This is a genomic window from Streptomyces sp. 2P-4 (assembly GCF_030167965.1).
Lineage (GTDB): Bacteria > Actinomycetota > Actinomycetes > Streptomycetales > Streptomycetaceae > Streptomyces > Streptomyces globosus_A.
The window spans coordinates 2,868,989-2,886,650 of the sequence record NZ_CP095011.1 but is presented as its reverse complement, the minus strand read 5'-3'; the positions used below and the strand labels follow the sequence as shown (position 1 = coordinate 2,886,650).

The window sequence follows — 17,662 nt, the reverse complement described above, 5'->3', positions numbered from 1 at the left end:
TCGGGCAGGCTGGGCCCATGCGTACTGCTTACAGCGTGGAGAACGTGCGGGCCGCGGAGCGGGCGGCGATGGCGCGGCTGCCGGAGGGCGCCCTGATGCAGCGTGCGGCGGCCGGGCTGGCCGCCGCCTGCGCCGGCCTGCTGCCGAGGGTGTACGGCGCCCGGGTCGTCCTGCTCGTCGGGCCGGGCGACAACGGCGGCGACGCCCTGTACGCGGGCGCCCGGCTCGCCCGCCGCGGCGCCGCGGTGACCGCGGTGCCCGCCGACCCCGGCCGCGTGCACCCGGGCGGGCTGGCGGCCCTGCGCGCCGCGGGCGGCCGGCTGTCCGCCGCGGTGCCCGACCGCGCGGACCTCGTCGTGGACGGCCTGCTCGGCATCGGCGGGCAGGGCGGGCTGCGCCCGGCCGCGGCGGCGCTGGCGGAGCGGATCCCGCCCGGTGCGCCCGTCGTGGCCGTGGACCTGCCCAGCGGGGTGGACGCGGACACCGGGGAGGTCGCCGGGGCGGCCGTACGGGCCGACACCACCGTCACGTTCGGGGCGTACAAGACGGGACTCCTCGTCGACCCCGGCGCAGCCCTGGCCGGCGAGGTGCGGCTGGTGGACATCGGCCTCGACCCCGCCGCGCTCGGCACCCCGGCCGCCGCCGCCCTGGAGGACGCCGACCTCCCGACCCTCCTGCCGCGGCCCGGCGCGGCGAGCGACAAGTACAGCCGCGGCGTCGTCGGCGTCGTCGCCGGATCGGCGCAGTACCCGGGCGCGGCCGTCCTGGCCGTGGCGGGCGCGCTGCGCGGCGGCGCCGGAGCCGTGCGCTACGTCGGCCCGGCGCACGAGGAGGTGCTGGCCCGCTACCCGGAGACGCTGATCGGGCGCGGCCGGGTGCAGGCCTGGGTGGTCGGGCCCGGCCTCGGCGGCGACCGGGCCGCGGAGGCGGCGCAGGCGCTGGCCGAGCCGGTGCCGGTGCTGGTGGACGCGGACGGGCTGCGCGGCCTGGACCCGGCGGTGCTGCGCGCCCGCACCGCGCCGACCCTGCTGACGCCGCACGCGGGGGAGGCGGCCGCGCTGCTGGGCGTCCCGCGCGCGGACGTGGAGTCGGGGCGGCTCGCGGCCGTACGGGAGCTGGCCGGCCGGTTCGGGGCCGTGGTGCTGCTGAAGGGCTCGACGACGCTGGTGTGCGACGGCCGCGGGCCCGTCCGGGTGAACCCGACCGGAACGCCCTGGCTCGCCACGGCCGGCAGCGGCGACGTCCTGTCCGGCCTCGCCGGCTCCCTCCTCGCGGCCGGTCTGCCGGCCGCCGACGCGGCCTCCGCGGCGGCGTACCTGCACGGCCTGGCCGCCGGGCGCGCCGCGGCCGGCGCCCCGCTGCTCGCCCAGGAGGTGGCCGCGGCGCTGCCCGCGGCCTGGCGCGCGGTGCAGGGCTCCTGACGCACCGTAGGCCCGCCGCGGGCCCCCGCGGGGCGGTCCGCCGCAGGTCCGGGCGGATCGACTGTGACAGGGCCGGTACACGCCCTGCGGTCGGCCCGGGACGGCCTCTGAGAGACTGGGGGCGATGAACGAGACACCGACGCGCGTGTACGCCGAGATCGATCTGGACGCGGTACGGGAGAACGTGCGCGCCCTGCGCGCGCGGGCGCCCCGGGCCGCGCTCATGGCCGTGGTCAAGGCGGACGCCTACGGGCACGGTGCCGTCCCCTGCGCCCGCGCCGCGCTGGAGGCCGGCGCGGCCTGGCTCGGCACGGCCACCCCGCAGGAGGCGCTCGCCCTGCGCGCCGCCGGGATCGGCGCGCCCCTGCTGTGCTGGCTGTGGACGCCGGGCGGCCCCTGGCGCGAGGCCGTCGAGGCCGGCATCGACGTGTCCGTCAGCGGGATGTGGGCCCTGCGCGAGGTGCAGGAAGCCGCCCGGGCCGCGGGCCGCCCCGCCCGCATCCAGCTGAAGGCCGACACCGGGCTCGGCCGGGCGGGCTGCCAGCCCGCCGACTGGGCCGAGCTGGTCGGCGCGGCCGCGGCCGCCGAGGCCGCGGGCAGCGTGCGCGTCACCGGGATCTGGTCGCACTTCGCCTGCGCCGACGAGCCGGGGCACCCGTCGATCCCGCTCCAGCTCACCGCCTTCGGGGACATGCTCGCGTACGCCGAGAAGGAGGGCCTGGAGCCGGAGGTCCGGCACATCGCCAACTCCCCGGCGACGCTCACCCTCCCCGAGAGCCACTACGACCTGGTGCGCTGCGGGCTCGCCGTCTACGGGGTGTCGCCCGCGCCCGAGCTGGGCACCTCCGCGGAGCTGGGCCTGCGTCCGGCGATGTCGCTGAAGGCCTCCGTCGCCCTGGTCAAGACGGTGCCCGCCGGGCACGGCGTCAGCTACGGCCTCCACTACACCACCGGCGCCGAGACCGACCTGGCGCTGATCCCCGCCGGGTACGCCGACGGCGTCCCCCGGCACGCCTCCGGCCGCGGCCCGGTCGCGGTCGGAGGAAGGATTCGCCACATCGCCGGCCGCGTCGCCATGGACCAGTTCGTCGTCGACCTCGGCCGCGACCACGGCCCCTGGCGCGTCCGTCCGGGCGACGAGGCCGTCCTCTTCGGCAGCGGCGCGCACGGCGAGCCCACCGCCGAGGACTGGGCGCAGGCGGCGGACACGATCGCCTACGAGATCGTCACCCGCATCGGAGCACGCGTGCCCCGCGTCTACCGCAACGGCTGAGTGGGGACCGCGTGAGCGAGAACTGGCGCAGAGCAGGCTGGGCCGGGGCCGTCATCGGCGTGGTGGCCGCCGGTGCGGCGGCCGGCGTGGCCGTCGAACGGATCACGGTCGGGCGGGGCGTGCGCCGCAAGGCGCGCCTGGCGCTCGACGCCGCCGGCGACTACGGCTCCCTGCGCGGGACCGCGGGCGCCGCGTACGCGGAGGACGGCACCGAGCTGCACTACGAGGTGGAGGAGCCGGCCCAGGACGCCGAGCGGGCCCGCCCGGGGCTGCGGCCCAGCACCGAGCCCGCCCCGACCGTCGTGTTCTGCCACGGATACTGCCTCGCCCAGGACTCCTGGCACTTCCAGCGCGCCGCCGTGCGCGGGACGGTCCGCGCCGTGTACTGGGACCAGCGCAGCCACGGCCGCAGCGCCCGCGGATTCGCCCAGGCCGACGGCGAGCCCGTCACCATCGACTGCCTCGGCCGCGACCTGAAGGCCGTCATCGACGCCGCCGCCCCCGAGGGCCCGCTCATCCTGGTGGGGCACTCCATGGGCGGCATGACGATCATGGCGCTGGCCGACCAGTACCCCGACCTGGTCCGCGACCGCGTCGTCGGCGTCGCCCTGGTCGGCACCTCCAGCGGCCGCCTCGGCGAGGTGACGTACGGGCTGCCCGCCGTCGGGCTCGGCGCGGTCCGGCGCATCCTGCCGCCCGTCCTGAAGGTGCTCGGATCCCAGGTCGAGCTGGTGGAGCGGGGCCGCAGGGCCACCGCCGACCTCTTCGCCGGGATGGTCAAGCTGTACTCGTTCGGCGCGCCCCGCGAGGTGGACCCCGGGGTCGCGCGGTTCGCGGAGCGGCTCATCGAGCACACCCCCATCGACGTGGTCGCCGAGTTCTACCCGGCCTTCCAGGCCCATGACAAGACGGACGCCCTCCAGCGGTTCGGGGACATCCCGGTCACCGTCATCGCCGGCGACCACGACATGATCACGCCCGCCGCGCACAGCCAGGCCATCAAGGACGCCCTGCCCGCCGCGGAGCTCGTCGTCCTGGAGCGGGCCGGGCACCTGATGATGCTGGAGTACCCGGAGACGGTGACAGGGCTGCTCCTGGAGCTGTTCGCCCGCACCGGAGCGGTGCCCGCAGCGGCTAACGTTGGCGGACATGGAAGACGTACCGCTGGAAGCCCCCCGCAGCCCGGTGCCGCAGCCGGGTCCGGGCCCGCAGGGACCTGAGGCCGCGGCCCGGGCCCGCATCACCGTCGACTCGCCCGGGGCGATGCAGGCCCTCGGCCGGAGCATCGCCGGCCTGCTGCGCCCCGGCGACCTCGTGCTGCTGACCGGGGAGCTCGGCGCGGGCAAGACGACGCTGACGCGCGGGCTGGGCGAGGGGCTCGGCGTGCGGGGCGCGGTGACCTCGCCGACGTTCGTGATCGCCCGGGTGCACCCGCCGCTGGGGACCGGGCCGGCGCTGGTGCACGTGGACGCGTACCGGCTGGGCGGCGGGCTCGACGAGATGGAGGACCTGGACCTCGACGTGTCGCTGCCCGAGTCCGTGGTCGTCGTCGAGTGGGGCGACGGCAAGGTGGAGGAGCTCTCCGACGACCGGCTGCACGTGGTGATCGCGCGGGCCGTCGGGCACGAGGAGGTCCTCGACGACGTACGGGAGGTCACCGTGCACGGGGTCGGCGCCCGCTGGGCCGCGCCGGACGCGCTCGCCGGGCTGCGGGCCGCGGGCTGAGGCGCGCGGGGCGGGACGGGCGGCTGCCGCCGGGGAAAACGTGCCGACAACCTGTCGGGAAGATATTGCGCCGGATGAGGCACCCGTGGTGACATGGTACAGAGGGCAGGTTAGGCCTACCTAAGTACGGCCGGCCCGGGGCCAGGAGGGCAGCCATGTCGACAGGAGCAGCACCCCGCGACCACCGCCCGGCCGCCGTCCCCATGGGCACGCTCCTCGCCGCCTGCGCGGCGGCGACCGCCGTCTCCACGCCCCCCGCCCGCGAGCAGGCCCGGCCCGTACGCGACACCGCCGCCCCCGGCCGCGGCGCAGCGGCCCGCGGGCCGCTCGCGCAGCCCGGACCGGAATCCGAGGCCGCCTGACCCTCCGCTGCCGGGAAGCCGTCCTCCGAACGGGTGTATCCGCGCCCGGCGCCGGGTCAGGGAACGACGACGATCTTCGAGTTGATCGTCGCGAACGCCCACATCGCGTCGCCGTCGGCCCGGCTCATGCGGATGCCGCCGGTCTTCTTCGCCGGGTCCGGCTGCGGCATCCCGCCGTCGGTGCGCGCGCTGAAGCCCACCACGACGCCGTCGGCGCTCGCGAAGCGCACCACGTGCTCGACGGGCACCCCGTCCGAGCCGGTCACCGCGCCCGAACGCGAACTCACCAGGTAGGTGCCGGTCTTCGGGTGGACCGTGCTCGGCATCACCGGGAACGTCCGGGGCTCCCGGCCGTCCTCGCCGACCAGCCACACCCGCTTCTGGCCGAGCGAGTACACGACCCGCACACCGGTGCCGGAGTCCGCCGGCACGGCCGCCGGCTTCTCCGGGCCCGGCGCCGGAGCGGCCGCCGCGGCGGAGGGCGCCGCCTGCGGGGTCTGCGCGGGAGCCGCGGGCGCGGTCGCGGAGGCCTGGTAGCCGAGGAAGCCGACCGCGGCCAGCGCCGCGACGGTGAGCCCGGCCACGATTCCCGAGCTTCTGCTTGCCACCTTGCTCCACCTCTCCGTGCTTCCCCTGGCCGGCCGCCCCGCCGGCGGGTGCGCCCCCGGCCCCCGGTCCCGGCCGATGCCTGGGTCGAAGGTAGCAGCCGGGGTGCCCGGCGACCGGCCGCAAGGGCCGGGGCCCGGGGAGTCGTAGGCTGTTCGCGTGCTCTTGCTCGCCGTAGATACCGCCACGCCCGCCGTCACCGTCGCCCTCCACGACGGCCGCGAGACCGTCGCCGAGTCCCACCAGGTCGACGCCCGCCGCCACGGGGAGCTGCTGCTCCCCTCCGTGGACCGCGTCCTCGCCGAGGCGGGGCTGAAGCTCGACGCCCTCACCGGCATCGTCGTCGGGGTCGGCCCGGGCCCCTACACCGGGCTGCGCGTGGGCCTGGCCACCGCCACCACCTTCGCCGCCGTCCTCGGCATCCCCGTCCACGGGCTGTGCACCCTCGACGGGCTCGCGTACGCCGCGGGGGCCGCCGGCATCGAGGGCCCCTTCACCGTCGCCACCGACGCACGGCGCAAGGAGGTCTACTGGGCGCGCTACGAGGACCCCCTCACCCGGGTCGGCGAGCCCGCCGTGGACCGCCCGGCCGACATCGCCGAGCAGGTCGCCGGGCTGCCCGCCGTCGGCCAGGGCGCCCGCCTGTACCCGCAGGTCTTCACCGACGCCCGCTACCCCGAGCACCAGAGCGCCGCCGCGCTGGCCGCACTGGCCGCGCACCGGCTGGAGGCCGGCCTGGACTTCCTGCCGCCGGTCCCGCTGTACCTGCGCCGGCCCGACGCCCAGGTGCCCAAGAACTACAAGGTGGTCACCCCGCAGTGACCGCCCGCCCGTCGCCCGGCCCCCCACTCCCGGCGCCGCCGCACGCCGGCGCCGCCGCCCTGCGCCCGATGCGCTGGTGGGACATCGGGCCCGTGCTCGAACTGGAGCAGGACCTCTTCCCCGAGGACGCCTGGTCGGCCGGCATGTTCTGGTCCGAGCTCGCCCACTCCCGCGGCCCGCGCGCCACCCGTCACTACGTGGTCGCGGAGGACGCGGCGGGCCGCCTCGTCGGCTACGCCGGGCTCGCCGCCGCAGGCGACCTGGCCGACGTCCAGACCATCGCGGCCGCCCGCGACCAGTGGGGGACCGGGCTCGGCGCCCGGCTGCTCACCGACCTGCTGCGCGCCGCGACCGCGTTCGAGTGCGCCGAGGTGCTGCTGGAGGTGCGGGTGGACAACACCCGCGCGCAGAAGCTCTACGAGCGCTTCGGCTTCGAGCCGATCGGCTTCCGCAGGGGCTACTACCAGCCCGGCAACGTCGACGCGCTCGTGATGCGCCTTTCCGATCCCGCACACTCCGTCCCCGCGGACGGACCCGTACAAGGTGAGACCCATGGCTGACGAACCGCTCGTCCTCGGCATCGAGACCTCCTGCGACGAGACTGGCGTCGGCATCGTCCGCGGCACCACCCTGCTGGCCGACGCCGTCGCCTCCAGCGTCGACGAGCACGCCCGCTTCGGCGGGGTCGTGCCCGAAGTGGCCTCCCGCGCGCACCTGGAGGCGATGGTCCCGACCATCGAGCGCGCCCTGGAGGAGGCCGGGGTCAGCGCCCGCGACCTCGACGGGATCGCCGTCACCGCCGGGCCCGGCCTGGCCGGTGCGCTGCTCGTCGGCGTGTCCGCCGCGAAGGCGTACGCGTACGCCCTCGGCAAGCCGCTGTACGGGGTGAACCACCTGGCCTCGCACATCTGCGTCGACCAGCTGGAGCACGGGCCGCTGCCCGAGCCGACGATGGCGCTGCTGGTGTCCGGCGGGCACTCCTCGCTGCTGCTCGCCCCGGACATCACCTCCGACGTGCGGCCGCTCGGTTCGACCATCGACGACGCCGCCGGCGAGGCATTCGACAAGATCGCGCGGGTGCTGCAGCTCGGCTTCCCCGGCGGGCCCGTCATCGACCGGCTCGCGAAGGAGGGCGACCCGAAGGCGATCAACTTCCCGCGCGGGCTGACCGGGTCGCGCGACCCCGCGTACGACTTCTCCTTCTCCGGGCTGAAGACGGCCGTGGCCCGCTGGATCGAGGCGAAGCGGAACGCGGGCGAGGAGGTGCCGGTGCGGGACGTGGCGGCGTCCTTCCAGGAGGCCGTGGTGGACGTCCTCACGCGCAAGGCGATCCGCGCGTGCAAGGACGAGGGCGTCGACCACCTGATGATCGGCGGCGGCGTCGCCGCGAACTCCCGGCTGCGGGCGCTGGCGCAGGAGCGCTGCGACGACGCGGGCATCGTCCTGCGCGTGCCGCGGCCCAAGCTGTGCACCGACAACGGCGCCATGGTCGCGGCCCTGGGCGCGGAGATGGTCCGGCGGAACCGGCCGGCCTCGGACTGGGACCTGTCCGCGGACTCCTCGCTGCCGGTGACGGACCCGCACGTGCCGGGCACCGCGGGGGAGGAGCACGGCCACGGCCACGGGCACGGGCATGCGCACGACCACGACCACGTGCACGAGCTGAGCAAGGACAACCTGTACTCGTGAGCACCGTCGCGCTGATGTGGGAGGCCCGGGCCGCCGAGGGCCGCGGGCCGGAGCTGCTGGCCTGGGCCCGCGCACAGGCCCCGGAGGGGGAGCCGCTGCGGCGGGAGGTGTTCCGCGCGCCGCAGGACCGGGTGCTGGTCGTCACCTGGTGGGAGGCCGAGGACGGCCTGTCCGCCGTCCTGCCCGAACTCCCGGCCCCGCCCGCCGGCCTGGCCGCCCGCCCGGTCCACCGCTGGCGCTTCGAGTCGGTCGAGGCGTCGCCCGCCCGCTGACCGGGCGGGCGGGCCCTCACACAGCGGCGGCGGGCGCCCCGATCAGCATCGACGGGGCGCCCGCGACGCGGGTGAGGAAGACCGTCGCCGCGTTCGGCCCCTGCGGCTTGACCTTCCGGCGGAGCTCCTCCGGTTCGATGGCCGAGCCGCGCTTCTTCACCGTCAGGGTGCCGACGCCGCGCTCCCGCAGCAGGGCCTTCAGGGTCTTCAGGCCGAACGGCAGCACGTCGGTGATCTCGTACGCGGTCGCGTACGGCGTCGCGCGCAGCTCGTCCGCGGTGACGTAGGCGATCGTCGGGTCGATGAGCCGGCCCCCGAGCCGGCCGGCGACCTCGGCGACGAGGTGCGAGCGGATGACGGCGCCGTCGGGCTCGTAGAGGTACCGGCCCACGGGCCCGACCGGGGGTGGCGGCAGCGGTCCGGCGGCGTGCAGGGAGCGTGGCCCGGGCAGCAGGGTGGCGCGTACGGCGGGGCCGGCGCCGGGCGCGGCGCCCGCGGCCCCTTCGGCCGCCGTGCCGAACCACAGCACGGCCTCCTTCACGTCGCCGTGGTCGGAGATCCACTCGGCCTCGGCCCCCGCGGGGACGGCCTCGTGCGGGATTCCGGGGGCGATCTTGACGGCGCCGCAGGGGGCCGCGGCGGCCGCCCGGGCCGCCCAGGACAGCGGCGGCGAGTAGGCCTCCGGGTCGAAGACCCGGCCGCGGCCGCCGCGCCGGGCGGGGTCGACGAACACGGCGTCGTACCCGGAGGTGTCGACGGCCGCGACGTCCTCCTCGCGGACCTCGACCAGGTCGGCCAGGCCCAGCGCCGCGGCGTTGGCGCGGGCGACGGCCGCGGTCAGCGGGTCGCGGTCCACCGCCAGGACCCGGATGCCCCGCCGGGCCAGGGCCAGGGCGTCGCCGCCGATGCCGCAGCACAGGTCGGCGACGCTGCGCACGCCGAGGGCGGCGAGCCGGCCGGCGCGGTACGCGGCCACGGAGGCGCGGGTCGCCATCTCGGCGCCGCCGGGCGTGAAGTACATCCGGAAGGCGTCCTCCGCACCGAACTTCGCCACCGCGCGCTGCCGCAGCCGGGCCTGTCCGAGCGCGGCGGAGACGAGCGGGGCGGGGTGGTCGCGGCGCAGCCGGGTGGCGACGGCGAGCTCCTTGCCCGGGTCGTAGTCGCGGAGGGAGTCCAGGAGGGTGCGGCCCTCGGGGGTCAGGAGGGCGGCGAAGTCTTCGGGGGTCACCCGTTCATTGTCGGCCAGTGTGGGCCAGTCGGTTGAAGACCGCCCTCCGCTCCGCGGTGTCGGCGGGGCGGCGCGCGGGTGCGGTGCCAGGATGCGCTGCTATGCAGCTAGTACGACAAAAGGAACATAAGGCGCTTCATGGTCGCCGGTCGTCGGCCGGCCCCCTCGGCGGGCGGGCCGGTGTCGCGGCCGCCGCCCTGCTCGTCGCCGCCCTCGGCACGGCGTGCGGCTCCTCGAAGGACTCCGGCGCACCCGCCCCCGCCAAGTCCGGCAAGGGCGCCGAGGCGCCGGGCGCGGCCGGCGCGGCCGGCACCTACGCCGAGAAGCAGAAGGCCGCCCGGCTGGCGGTCGTCGCCGCGGCGAAGAAGTGGAAGCTCGACAAGCCGCCCCTCGTGGCCCCTCCGGCCCCCGAGGAGAAGCCGGAGATCACCACCCGCGACGGCTTCGAGGTCGACGGCCACGACGAACTCCCCCCGGTCTTCACCACCGTTCCGACCGAGGACAAGGTCGTCTTCCTGACGATCGACGACGGCGCGGAGAAGGACCCCGAGTTCCTGAGGATGATGCAGGAGCTGAAGATCCCGTACACGGCGTTCGTCAGCGACTACCTCATCCGCGACAACTACCCGTACTTCAAGGCCATGCAGGCCGCGGGCGTCACCCTGAACAACCACACCCTCAACCACCGGTACATGCCCGCGCTCTCCTACGAGAAGCAGCGCGAGGAGATCTGCGGCCAGCAGGACACCATCCAGAAGACCTTCGGCAAGCGCCCGACGCTCTTCCGGCCGCCGTACGGCAACTACAACGAGGACACCCTGCGCGCGGCAAAGTCCTGCGGCATCAAGGCCGTTCCGCTGTGGAACGCCGAAGGCTTCCCGAACCGGATGGACTACCGTGAATGGGACCGCGACCTGCATCCCGGAGATATCATCCTCACGCATTTCCGGGGGAGCGAGGACTGGAAGGGCACCATGCCCGACATGATCCGCCACGTCATGAAGACCGTCACGGACAAGGGTTACGCCGTGGCCCGCTTGGAGGACTACCTGTGAAGGACGCGCGCCGGCTGACGGCTGCCACACTCGCTGCCGGCGCGCTGGCGCTGTCCCTGGCGGGATGCGGGAACAGCGTGGACCCGATCGAGCGGCTGGGCCGCAACACCGCCCGGTCCGAGTCCTCCGCCCCGGCCGGGGACCAGGGGGCCGGGCCGGGCGCCTCCTCCCCGTCGGCCTCCGCGGCCGACGGCCAGGCGTACCGCAAGTGGGGGCTCGCCGCGCCCCTGGAGTACGCCCCCAAGCCGGCGCAGAAGCCGGCCCTGCCGCCCGGCGCGCCCGGGAAGGCGCAGGTCGTGGACCGAATACCCCTGCCCCCGGGCGAGAAGACCGTCTTCCTCACCTTCGACGACGGCGCCGAGAAGGACCCCGAGTTCCTGAAGATGGCGGCCGACCTCAGGCTGCCGATCAGCATGTTCCTCACGGACAGCGCCGCCTCGTCCGACTACGGGCACTTCGAGAAGCTCCGCGACAACGGCTCGGGCAGCACCGTGAACAACCACACGCTGACGCACCCGAACCTGCGGACCCTGCCCTTCGCCGCGCAGAAGAAGGAGATATGCGGTCAGCAGGAACGCCTGGAGAAGCGTTTCGGCACCAAGCCGCCCCTCTTCCGCCCGCCCTATGGCAACTACAACGACGACACGCTGAGGGCCGCCGCCGAGTGCGGCATCTCGCAGGTCGTGCTGTGGCGGGCGTCGATGCAGATCAAGGACTTCCAGTACGCCGAGGGCTCCGGCCTCAAGCCCGGCGACATCGTCCTCGCCCACTTCCGCGGCCCCGCCGAGCTCAAGGGCGCCACCGAGGTCCAGATGACCGCGAACATGCTGCGGAGCATCCAGGAGCAGGGCTTCCGCATAGGCCGCCTGGAGGACTACCTCTGAGGCCCTGACGGTCCCGGCCCGCACGGCCCCTGCGGCTCCCCGGCCTGCGGCCCGGTGCGGACGGCCGCCCGGACCCGGTGCGGGCGGAAGAGGCCCGGGATCCCCGCGCCTCCGGGCTGCCGGGTCAGCGGCCCGGCACCGCCGGGGCCGGGCGCGCGTACGCCGGCGCGGCGGACGGCGCCGGGGCGCGCCGGTCGGCCTCGCGCAGCCGCTCCGCGCTGTCGCTGATCCGCAGCAGCAGCGCGACCATGATCCAGTTGGCCAGCAGCGACGAGCCGCCCTTCGCCAGGAACGGCAGCGCCTTGCCGGTCAGCGGGATCAGCCCGGTCACACCCCCCGCCACGACGAACACCTGGAGCGCCAGCGCCGCCGACAGGCCCACCGCCAGCAGCTTGCCGAACGGGTCGCGGGCGCCGAGCGCCATCCGCAGCCCCCGCTGCACGAGGAGGGCGTACAGCAGCAGGACGGCCATGACGCCCGCGAGGCCGAGCTCCTCGCCGACGGTGGTGAGGATGAAGTCGCTGCGGCCGGCGAACTTGATCAGCTCGGGGTGGCCGAGGCCCAGCCCCGTCCCCGACATGCCGCCGCTGCCGAAGCCGAACAGTGCCTGCGCCGCCTGGTCCGAGGTCACGCCCGGCGGCCGCTGCTCCCGGTAGTACGACAGCGGGTCCAGCCAGGCCGCCACCCGCGCCTTGACGTGCGGCTCGGCCGAGCCGACCGCGAAGGCGCCGCCCGCGGCCATGACCAGGCCGCACACGATCCATCCGGTGCGCTCGGTGGCCACGTACAGCATGACCACGAAGACGCCGAAGAAGATCAGCGAGGTCCCGAGGTCGCGCTCGAAGACCAGGACGAGCAGCGAGAGGACCCACACCGTGGCGATCGGGCCGAGCTGCCGCATCGGCGGCAGCTGCATGCCGAGGAACCGGCGGCCCGTCAGCGCCAGCGATTCCCGGTGGACCACCAGGTAGCCCGCGAAGAACACCGCGATCATGATCTTCACGAACTCGCCGGGCTGCACCGACAGCCCGCCGACGACGATCCACCGCTTGGCGCCGTACGTGTCCGCCGGGGAGAAGGCCGGCGCGGCCAGCAGCACCAGCGCCGCCGCCATGGTGAGGTAGATGAACCGCTGGAGCCGGCGGTGGTCGCGCAGCAGGGCCAGTACCAGCAGGCAGGCCGCCACCCCGACGACCGTCCACACGAGCTGGCCGGGCGCGTACGCGTCGCCCCCGTACTGCTCGATGTACGCGTGGTCGAGCCGGTGCAGCAGCACCAGCCCGAGCCCTGTCAGCAGCAGGGCCAGGGGCAGGACGAGCGGATCGGCGTACGCCGCGAACCGGCGCACGCCCAGGTGGGCGGCGAGGGCGAGCAGGCTCATGCTGGCCGCGAAGTCGGCCAGGCTCGCCGGGAGTACGCCGTTCAGCGCGAGGCCGGCGCTCGCGTGGCCGAGGACGGTGATGCCGACGGTGAGGGCGAGCAGCAGGGCCTCGGTGCGCCGGCGCGCGCCCGCCGGCGTGAGGGGCTTCAGGCCCCGCACGGCGCGCCGGGTCCGGCCGGAGTGATCTCGTCCGCATTCGGGCGCTTTATCTTCATATCTTCTACGACGTCCCCGGCCGCCCAGGGGTTGCCCCGAACCGCTGCGAGGAGGCGCGGTATTCGGCCCAGGAGTGGCCGGAAGGTGTACGACGGCGGAGCGTGTTGGCACTCCGCTTGACCGAGTGCTAATCGCCGGAATAGTCTCGCACCTGGCACTCGCCCCCGGTGAGTGCCAACACAGCGACGGGCAGGTCCGGCACCCGCGACGACGGATCCACCTGGTCGCCACCTCAGACAGTTAACCCCGTGAGATCTCCGAAGGGGGAGGTCGGATCGTGACGACCGCCAGCTCCAAGGTTGCCATCAAGCCGCTTGAGGACCGCATCGTGGTCCAGCCGCTCGACGCCGAGCAGACCACGGCCTCCGGCCTGGTCATCCCGGACACCGCGAAGGAGAAGCCCCAGGAGGGCGTCGTCCTCGCCGTGGGCCCGGGCCGCTTCGAGGACGGCCAGCGCCTGCCGCTGGACGTCTCCGTCGGCGACGTCGTGCTGTACAGCAAGTACGGCGGCACCGAGGTGAAGTACAGCGGCGAGGAGTACCTCGTCCTCTCGGCTCGCGACGTGCTCGCGATCATCGAGAAGTAGTTCACTTCTCCCAGCACTGCTTTGAGCTGCGCCCCTGGTCACCCCGCTGATTGCCGGGCGGCGAGGGGCGCGGTTCTTTGAACCCTAGTTTTCGAGAGGGCTGAACCGCTCCCATGGCGAAGATCCTGAAGTTCGACGAGGACGCCCGTCGCGCCCTCGAGCGCGGCGTCAACAAGCTGGCCGACACGGTCAAGGTGACGATCGGCCCCAAGGGCCGCAACGTCGTCATCGACAAGAAGTTCGGCGCCCCCACCATCACCAACGACGGTGTCACCATCGCCCGCGAGGTCGAGCTGGACGACCCGTACGAGAACCTCGGCGCGCAGCTGGTGAAGGAGGTGGCGACCAAGACCAACGACATCGCGGGCGACGGCACCACCACCGCCACCGTCCTGGCCCAGGCGCTGGTGCGCGAGGGTCTGCGCAACGTCGCCGCCGGCGCCTCCCCGGCCGCCCTGAAGAAGGGCATCGACGCCGCGGTCAAGGCCGTGTCCGCCGAGCTCCTCGCGACCGCCCGCCCGATCGAGGACAAGTCCGACATCGCCGCCGTCGCCGCGCTCTCCGCTCAGGACCAGCAGGTCGGCGAGCTCATCGCCGAGGCGATGGACAAGGTCGGCAAGGACGGCGTCATCACCGTCGAGGAGTCCAACGCCTTCGGCCTGGAGCTCGAGTTCACCGAGGGCATGGCCTTCGACAAGGGCTACCTGTCGCCGTACTTCGTCACGGACCAGGAGCGCATGGAGGCGGTCCTGGAGGACCCCTACATCCTGATCCACCAGGGCAAGATCGCCTCGATCCAGGACCTGCTGCCGCTGCTGGAGAAGGTCATCCAGGCGGGCGGCTCCAAGCCGCTGCTGATCATCGCCGAGGACGTCGAGGGCGAGGCCCTGTCGACCCTGGTGGTCAACAAGATCCGCGGCACGTTCAACGCCGTCGCGGTCAAGGCCCCCGGCTTCGGCGACCGCCGCAAGGCGATGCTCCAGGACATGGCCACCCTCACCGGTGCCACCGTCATCGCCGAGGAGGTCGGCCTCAAGCTCGACCAGGCCGGCCTGGACGTCCTGGGCACCGCGCGCCGCGTGACCGTCACCAAGGACGACACCACCATCGTCGACGGTGCGGGCTCCTCCGAGGACGTCCTCGGCCGCGTCAACCAGATCAAGGCCGAGATCGAGGCGACCGACTCCGACTGGGACCGCGAGAAGCTCCAGGAGCGCCTCGCGAAGCTCGCCGGCGGCGTCTGCGTCATCAAGGTCGGCGCCGCCACCGAGGTGGAGCTGAAGGAGCGGAAGCACCGCCTGGAGGACGCCATCTCCGCGACCCGCGCCGCGGTCGAGGAGGGCATCGTCTCCGGTGGCGGTTCCGCGCTCGTCCACGCCGTCAAGGTCCTGGAGGGCAACCTCGACCTGACCGGCGACGAGGGCACCGGTGTCGCGGTCGTGCGCCGCGCCGCCGTCGAGCCGCTGCGCTGGATCGCCGAGAACGCGGGCCTTGAGGGCTACGTCATCACCTCCAAGGTGGCCGAGCTCGACAAGGGCCAGGGCTTCAACGCCGCCTCCGGCGAGTACGGCGACCTGGTCAAGGCCGGCGTCATCGACCCGGTCAAGGTGACCCGCTCCGCCCTGGAGAACGCCGCCTCCATCGCCTCCCTGCTGCTCACGACCGAGACCCTGGTCGTCGAGAAGAAGGAAGAGGAAGAGGCGAACGGCCACGGGCACGGCCACGGCCACGGCCACAGCCACTGATCCCGCGGGGGTGTGAGCCCCCGGCCGGACACCGGGCGACGGCCCCGGCCGCCACCGCCGCAAGGCGGGAGCGGCCGGGGCCGTCGCCGTATCCGCTGCCGTCAGCCCCGCGCCGTCAGCCCCGCGCTCCGATCTGCCGCATCAGGCCCATGGCGTCGTAGTGCCACCAGCCCTCCGCGATCATCCCGTCCCGGCACCGGAAGACCGTCGTCCCGGTCATGGTGCAGGTCCTCCCGGTCGGGGCGGCCCCCATGAAGGCGCCCTTGTGGCGGCCGGTCCAGGTCCACAGCGTGGTGACGATGTCGTCCTGCGCCGTCTGCGCCTCGCGCGCGAAGTCGAAGTCGAAGGCGGTGCGCCACATCGACACGTCCTCGACGACCGCCTCGCGCCCGGTGCGGCCGGCCGGGCCCATGACGTCGTGGTGGCGGTAGTCCGCCGCGAACACCTCGGCGACGGCGCCCAGATCGCCCTTGACGGCGATGTCGTCGAACACCCGGTCGGCCAGCAGGGCGCCCGGATGGTCGTCCCGGACGACGTCCAGGTTGGTGAACCGCGGCATCCCGTCGCAGAGGGCCACCATCTCCCGGAACATCCGGTCCGTCTCCGGGAGGTGAGAGTTCCTCATGGCCTCTTCGTACGAGGGGAATTCGACGACGTCCACGTAGTGCGTCTCCGCCTCCCGGTCCCTGCCGATCAGGCTGTGGGTCACCGTCCGCCTGCCGTTGGACTGCTCCAGGTACCGGTCGAAGAGCACGCCCACGGCCTCGGGTCTGCTTGTTTCGTAATCAACTATCTGTACGAATGTCATGGCATCTCCCGGGCTGGGTCGAATATCCCCATCTTAGGAAGAAAGGCCCTCTACCGGGGCCCGTACTTGCGCCCCGTCCGGGAGGAGAGCCCGCCCAGCAGCCCGCGCGGAGTCAGCTTCACCACGCCCATCAGCGCCTTGTACCGCGGATCCGGGATGGAGACGGTCCGGCCGCGGGCCAGGTCGTCGAGGGCGGCGGCCACCAGCTTGTCCGCGTCCAGCCACATCCAGCCGGGGATGTTGTCCGTCCCCATGCCCGCCCGCTGGTGGAACTCCGTCCGCACGAACCCCGGGCACAGCGCCATCATCCGCACCCCGGACCCCGCCAGGTCGCGCGCCGCCCCCTGGGTGAACTGCACGACCCAGGCCTTGCTCGCCCCGTACGTGCCCCGCGGCACGAACGCCGCCACCGAGGCCACGTTCACGATGCCGCCCCGCCCGCGCTCGCGCATGGACCCGGCCGCCGCCGAGGACAGCCGCAGCACCGCCTCGACGTGGACCTTCAGCATGGTCAGCTCGTCGGCCATGGAGACTTCGAGGTAGCGGCCCTTGTTGCCGAACCCCGCGTTGTTGACCAGCAGGTCCACGGGATGGGTGCGGTCGCCGAGGCGCTCCTCGACCGCCGCGATGCCCTCCTCCGTCGACAGGTCCGCGGTCAGCACCTCGGCCTCGATGCCGTGCCGGTCGTGCAGCTCGGTGGCCTGCTCGTGCAGGCGCGCGGTGTCCCGGGCCACCAGGACGAGGTTGTGGCCCCGGGAGGCCAGCCTGCGGGCGAAGGCGGCGCCGATGCCCGCCGTGGAACCAGTGATCAGCGCAGTCGTCATGACCGCAACCTAGCCCGTCGCCGCCCCGCCCCCCGGGCGGCCCCGCTACTTCGCGGGCACCGTCGCCTGCCTGCGCAGGTACGCCTGCACCTTCTCGTGGGCCTTCGGCTCCATCGCCGCCCCCGCCGCCAGCGTGCGCGGCAGCAGCTCCCGCTCCGTGGTGAAGGCCCGGAACCACAGCCCCACCGTGACGTCGTGGTCCGGCCGGCCGACGACCTCGATCGGGTCGCCGGGCGAGATCCGCCCCTCCCGGACGACACGCAGGTACGCCCCCGGCCGCACGGCCCCGGTGAACCGCTTCACCCAGGCCCGCTCGCCCAGCACCCCCTGGAAGGTCCGGCACGGGATGCGGGCCGAGGCGACCTCCAGGACGGCCTCCGCGCCGACCCGCCACCGCTCGCCGACCAGGGCGCCGGTCAGGTCGATCCCCGCGGTGGTGAGGTTCTCGCCGAAGATCCCGCCGGGCAGCTCGCGCGCCAGCTCGGCCTCCCACCAGTCGAGGTCCTCGCGGGCGTACGCGTAGACGGCCTGGTGGTCCCCGCCGTGGTGGCGCAGGTCCCCGATGCCGTCCCCCTCGACGCCGCTGCCGCCGACCCCGCGCGGGCCGGGCGCGGCGACGCGCACGGGGCCGGCGACCGGCCGCTTGCCGATGCCGGTCAGCCCGCTCGGGGAGTCGGTGTGTTCGGAGGGGGCCGCGCGGCCGACGTTCACGGAGATCACATGCATGGGCGCCATGGGGGACACGCTAACCCAGCGCCCCAAAGC

General features: G+C 74.4%; 19 protein-coding genes. 13 read left to right on the top strand and 6 right to left on the bottom strand.

Annotated features, from left to right (window positions below):
• The first annotated feature begins 17 nt into the window (after positions 1-17).
• From MUK52_RS12260 to MUK52_RS12240, 5 genes are all read left to right on the top strand, one after another.
• On the top strand, positions 18-1,421 hold the full coding sequence (locus MUK52_RS12260; protein WP_284576136.1) for an NAD(P)H-hydrate dehydratase: 1,404 nt from the start codon (positions 18-20) through the stop codon (positions 1,419-1,421).
• Between the two features lie 124 nt (positions 1,422-1,545).
• A complete protein-coding gene (alr, locus tag MUK52_RS12255; protein WP_284576134.1) occupies positions 1,546-2,694 on the top strand; it encodes an alanine racemase in 1,149 nt (382 codons plus the stop codon).
• A gap of 11 nt (positions 2,695-2,705) precedes the next feature.
• A complete protein-coding gene (locus MUK52_RS12250) occupies positions 2,706-3,914 on the top strand; it encodes an alpha/beta fold hydrolase (RefSeq protein WP_114053763.1) in 1,209 nt (402 codons plus the stop codon).
• Positions 3,859-4,419 carry a tRNA (adenosine(37)-N6)-threonylcarbamoyltransferase complex ATPase subunit type 1 TsaE gene (tsaE, locus tag MUK52_RS12245; RefSeq protein WP_428985476.1) on the top strand — a complete coding sequence of 187 codons (561 nt, stop codon included), beginning with the start codon at positions 3,859-3,861 and terminating at the stop codon, positions 4,417-4,419. The genes MUK52_RS12250 and tsaE overlap by 56 nt, the downstream gene beginning before the upstream one ends.
• Before the next feature lie 155 nt (positions 4,420-4,574).
• Positions 4,575-4,781: a hypothetical protein gene (locus tag MUK52_RS12240; protein WP_114053765.1), complete on the top strand. Its 207-nt coding sequence runs from the start codon at positions 4,575-4,577 to the stop codon at positions 4,779-4,781.
• A 56-nt stretch (positions 4,782-4,837) separates the two neighbouring features.
• Here the strand turns inward: MUK52_RS12240 and MUK52_RS12235 are convergent, their stop codons facing one another.
• On the bottom strand, positions 4,838-5,389 hold the full coding sequence (locus MUK52_RS12235) for a hypothetical protein (protein WP_174250337.1): 552 nt from the start codon (positions 5,387-5,389) through the stop codon (positions 4,838-4,840).
• A 157-nt stretch (positions 5,390-5,546) separates the two neighbouring features.
• Between MUK52_RS12235 and tsaB the strand changes: the two genes are divergently transcribed.
• From tsaB to MUK52_RS12215, 4 genes are all read left to right on the top strand, one after another.
• A complete protein-coding gene (gene tsaB / locus MUK52_RS12230) occupies positions 5,547-6,209 on the top strand; it encodes a tRNA (adenosine(37)-N6)-threonylcarbamoyltransferase complex dimerization subunit type 1 TsaB (protein ID WP_284576131.1) in 663 nt (220 codons plus the stop codon).
• 68 nt (positions 6,210-6,277) lie between these two features.
• Positions 6,278-6,769: a ribosomal protein S18-alanine N-acetyltransferase gene (gene rimI, locus MUK52_RS12225; protein ID WP_114058420.1), complete on the top strand. Its 492-nt coding sequence runs from the start codon at positions 6,278-6,280 to the stop codon at positions 6,767-6,769.
• Positions 6,762-7,898, top strand: a complete 1,137-nt coding sequence (gene tsaD / locus MUK52_RS12220) for a tRNA (adenosine(37)-N6)-threonylcarbamoyltransferase complex transferase subunit TsaD (RefSeq protein ID WP_114053768.1) — start codon at positions 6,762-6,764, stop codon at positions 7,896-7,898. The genes rimI and tsaD overlap by 8 nt, the downstream gene beginning before the upstream one ends.
• A 14-nt stretch (positions 7,899-7,912) precedes the next feature.
• Positions 7,913-8,170, top strand: coding sequence for a hypothetical protein (locus tag MUK52_RS12215; protein WP_114058421.1), 258 nt, complete (start codon positions 7,913-7,915; stop codon positions 8,168-8,170).
• 16 nt (positions 8,171-8,186) lie between these two features.
• Here MUK52_RS12215 and MUK52_RS12210 read toward each other — a convergent pair whose 3' ends face one another.
• On the bottom strand, positions 8,187-9,398 hold the full coding sequence (locus tag MUK52_RS12210) for a class I SAM-dependent methyltransferase (protein WP_350205320.1): 1,212 nt from the start codon (positions 9,396-9,398) through the stop codon (positions 8,187-8,189).
• 101 nt (positions 9,399-9,499) lie between these two features.
• On the opposite strand from MUK52_RS12210, the gene MUK52_RS12205 reads away from it, so the two are divergent.
• Together MUK52_RS12205 and MUK52_RS12200 are read left to right on the top strand one after the other, a co-directional pair.
• A complete protein-coding gene (locus MUK52_RS12205; RefSeq protein WP_114053770.1) occupies positions 9,500-10,453 on the top strand; it encodes a polysaccharide deacetylase family protein in 954 nt (317 codons plus the stop codon).
• Complete coding sequence (locus tag MUK52_RS12200; RefSeq protein WP_246042294.1) at positions 10,450-11,337, top strand: polysaccharide deacetylase family protein; 888 nt, start codon at positions 10,450-10,452, stop codon at positions 11,335-11,337. The genes MUK52_RS12205 and MUK52_RS12200 overlap by 4 nt, the downstream gene beginning before the upstream one ends.
• Before the next feature lie 124 nt (positions 11,338-11,461).
• On the opposite strand, the gene MUK52_RS12195 is transcribed toward MUK52_RS12200, so the two are convergent.
• Positions 11,462-12,877, bottom strand: coding sequence for an FtsW/RodA/SpoVE family cell cycle protein (locus MUK52_RS12195; protein WP_114053771.1), 1,416 nt, complete (start codon positions 12,875-12,877; stop codon positions 11,462-11,464).
• A gap of 334 nt (positions 12,878-13,211) precedes the next feature.
• Here MUK52_RS12195 and groES point away from each other — a divergent pair, with 334 nt between their 5' ends.
• Both groES and groL read left to right on the top strand, forming a co-directional pair.
• The gene (groES, locus tag MUK52_RS12190) at positions 13,212-13,520 is read left to right on the top strand and encodes a co-chaperone GroES (RefSeq protein ID WP_114053772.1); all 309 of its coding nucleotides are present in this window, start codon (positions 13,212-13,214) and stop codon (positions 13,518-13,520) included.
• 113 nt (positions 13,521-13,633) lie between these two features.
• The gene (groL, locus tag MUK52_RS12185; RefSeq protein WP_114053773.1) at positions 13,634-15,265 is read left to right on the top strand and encodes a chaperonin GroEL; all 1,632 of its coding nucleotides are present in this window, start codon (positions 13,634-13,636) and stop codon (positions 15,263-15,265) included.
• A gap of 115 nt (positions 15,266-15,380) precedes the next feature.
• Here the strand turns inward: groL and MUK52_RS12180 are convergent, their stop codons facing one another.
• From MUK52_RS12180 to MUK52_RS12170, 3 genes are read right to left on the bottom strand one after another with little or no spacing between them, the layout of a single operon-like run.
• The gene (locus MUK52_RS12180; protein WP_284576128.1) at positions 15,381-16,073 is read right to left on the bottom strand and encodes an ester cyclase; all 693 of its coding nucleotides are present in this window, start codon (positions 16,071-16,073) and stop codon (positions 15,381-15,383) included.
• Between the two features lie 50 nt (positions 16,074-16,123).
• A complete protein-coding gene (locus tag MUK52_RS12175) occupies positions 16,124-16,897 on the bottom strand; it encodes an SDR family NAD(P)-dependent oxidoreductase (protein WP_114053775.1) in 774 nt (257 codons plus the stop codon).
• Positions 16,898-16,942: 45 nt separating this feature from the next.
• Positions 16,943-17,623: an MOSC domain-containing protein gene (locus tag MUK52_RS12170; RefSeq protein ID WP_114058423.1), complete on the bottom strand. Its 681-nt coding sequence runs from the start codon at positions 17,621-17,623 to the stop codon at positions 16,943-16,945.
• Positions 17,624-17,662: the final 39 nt, after the last annotated feature.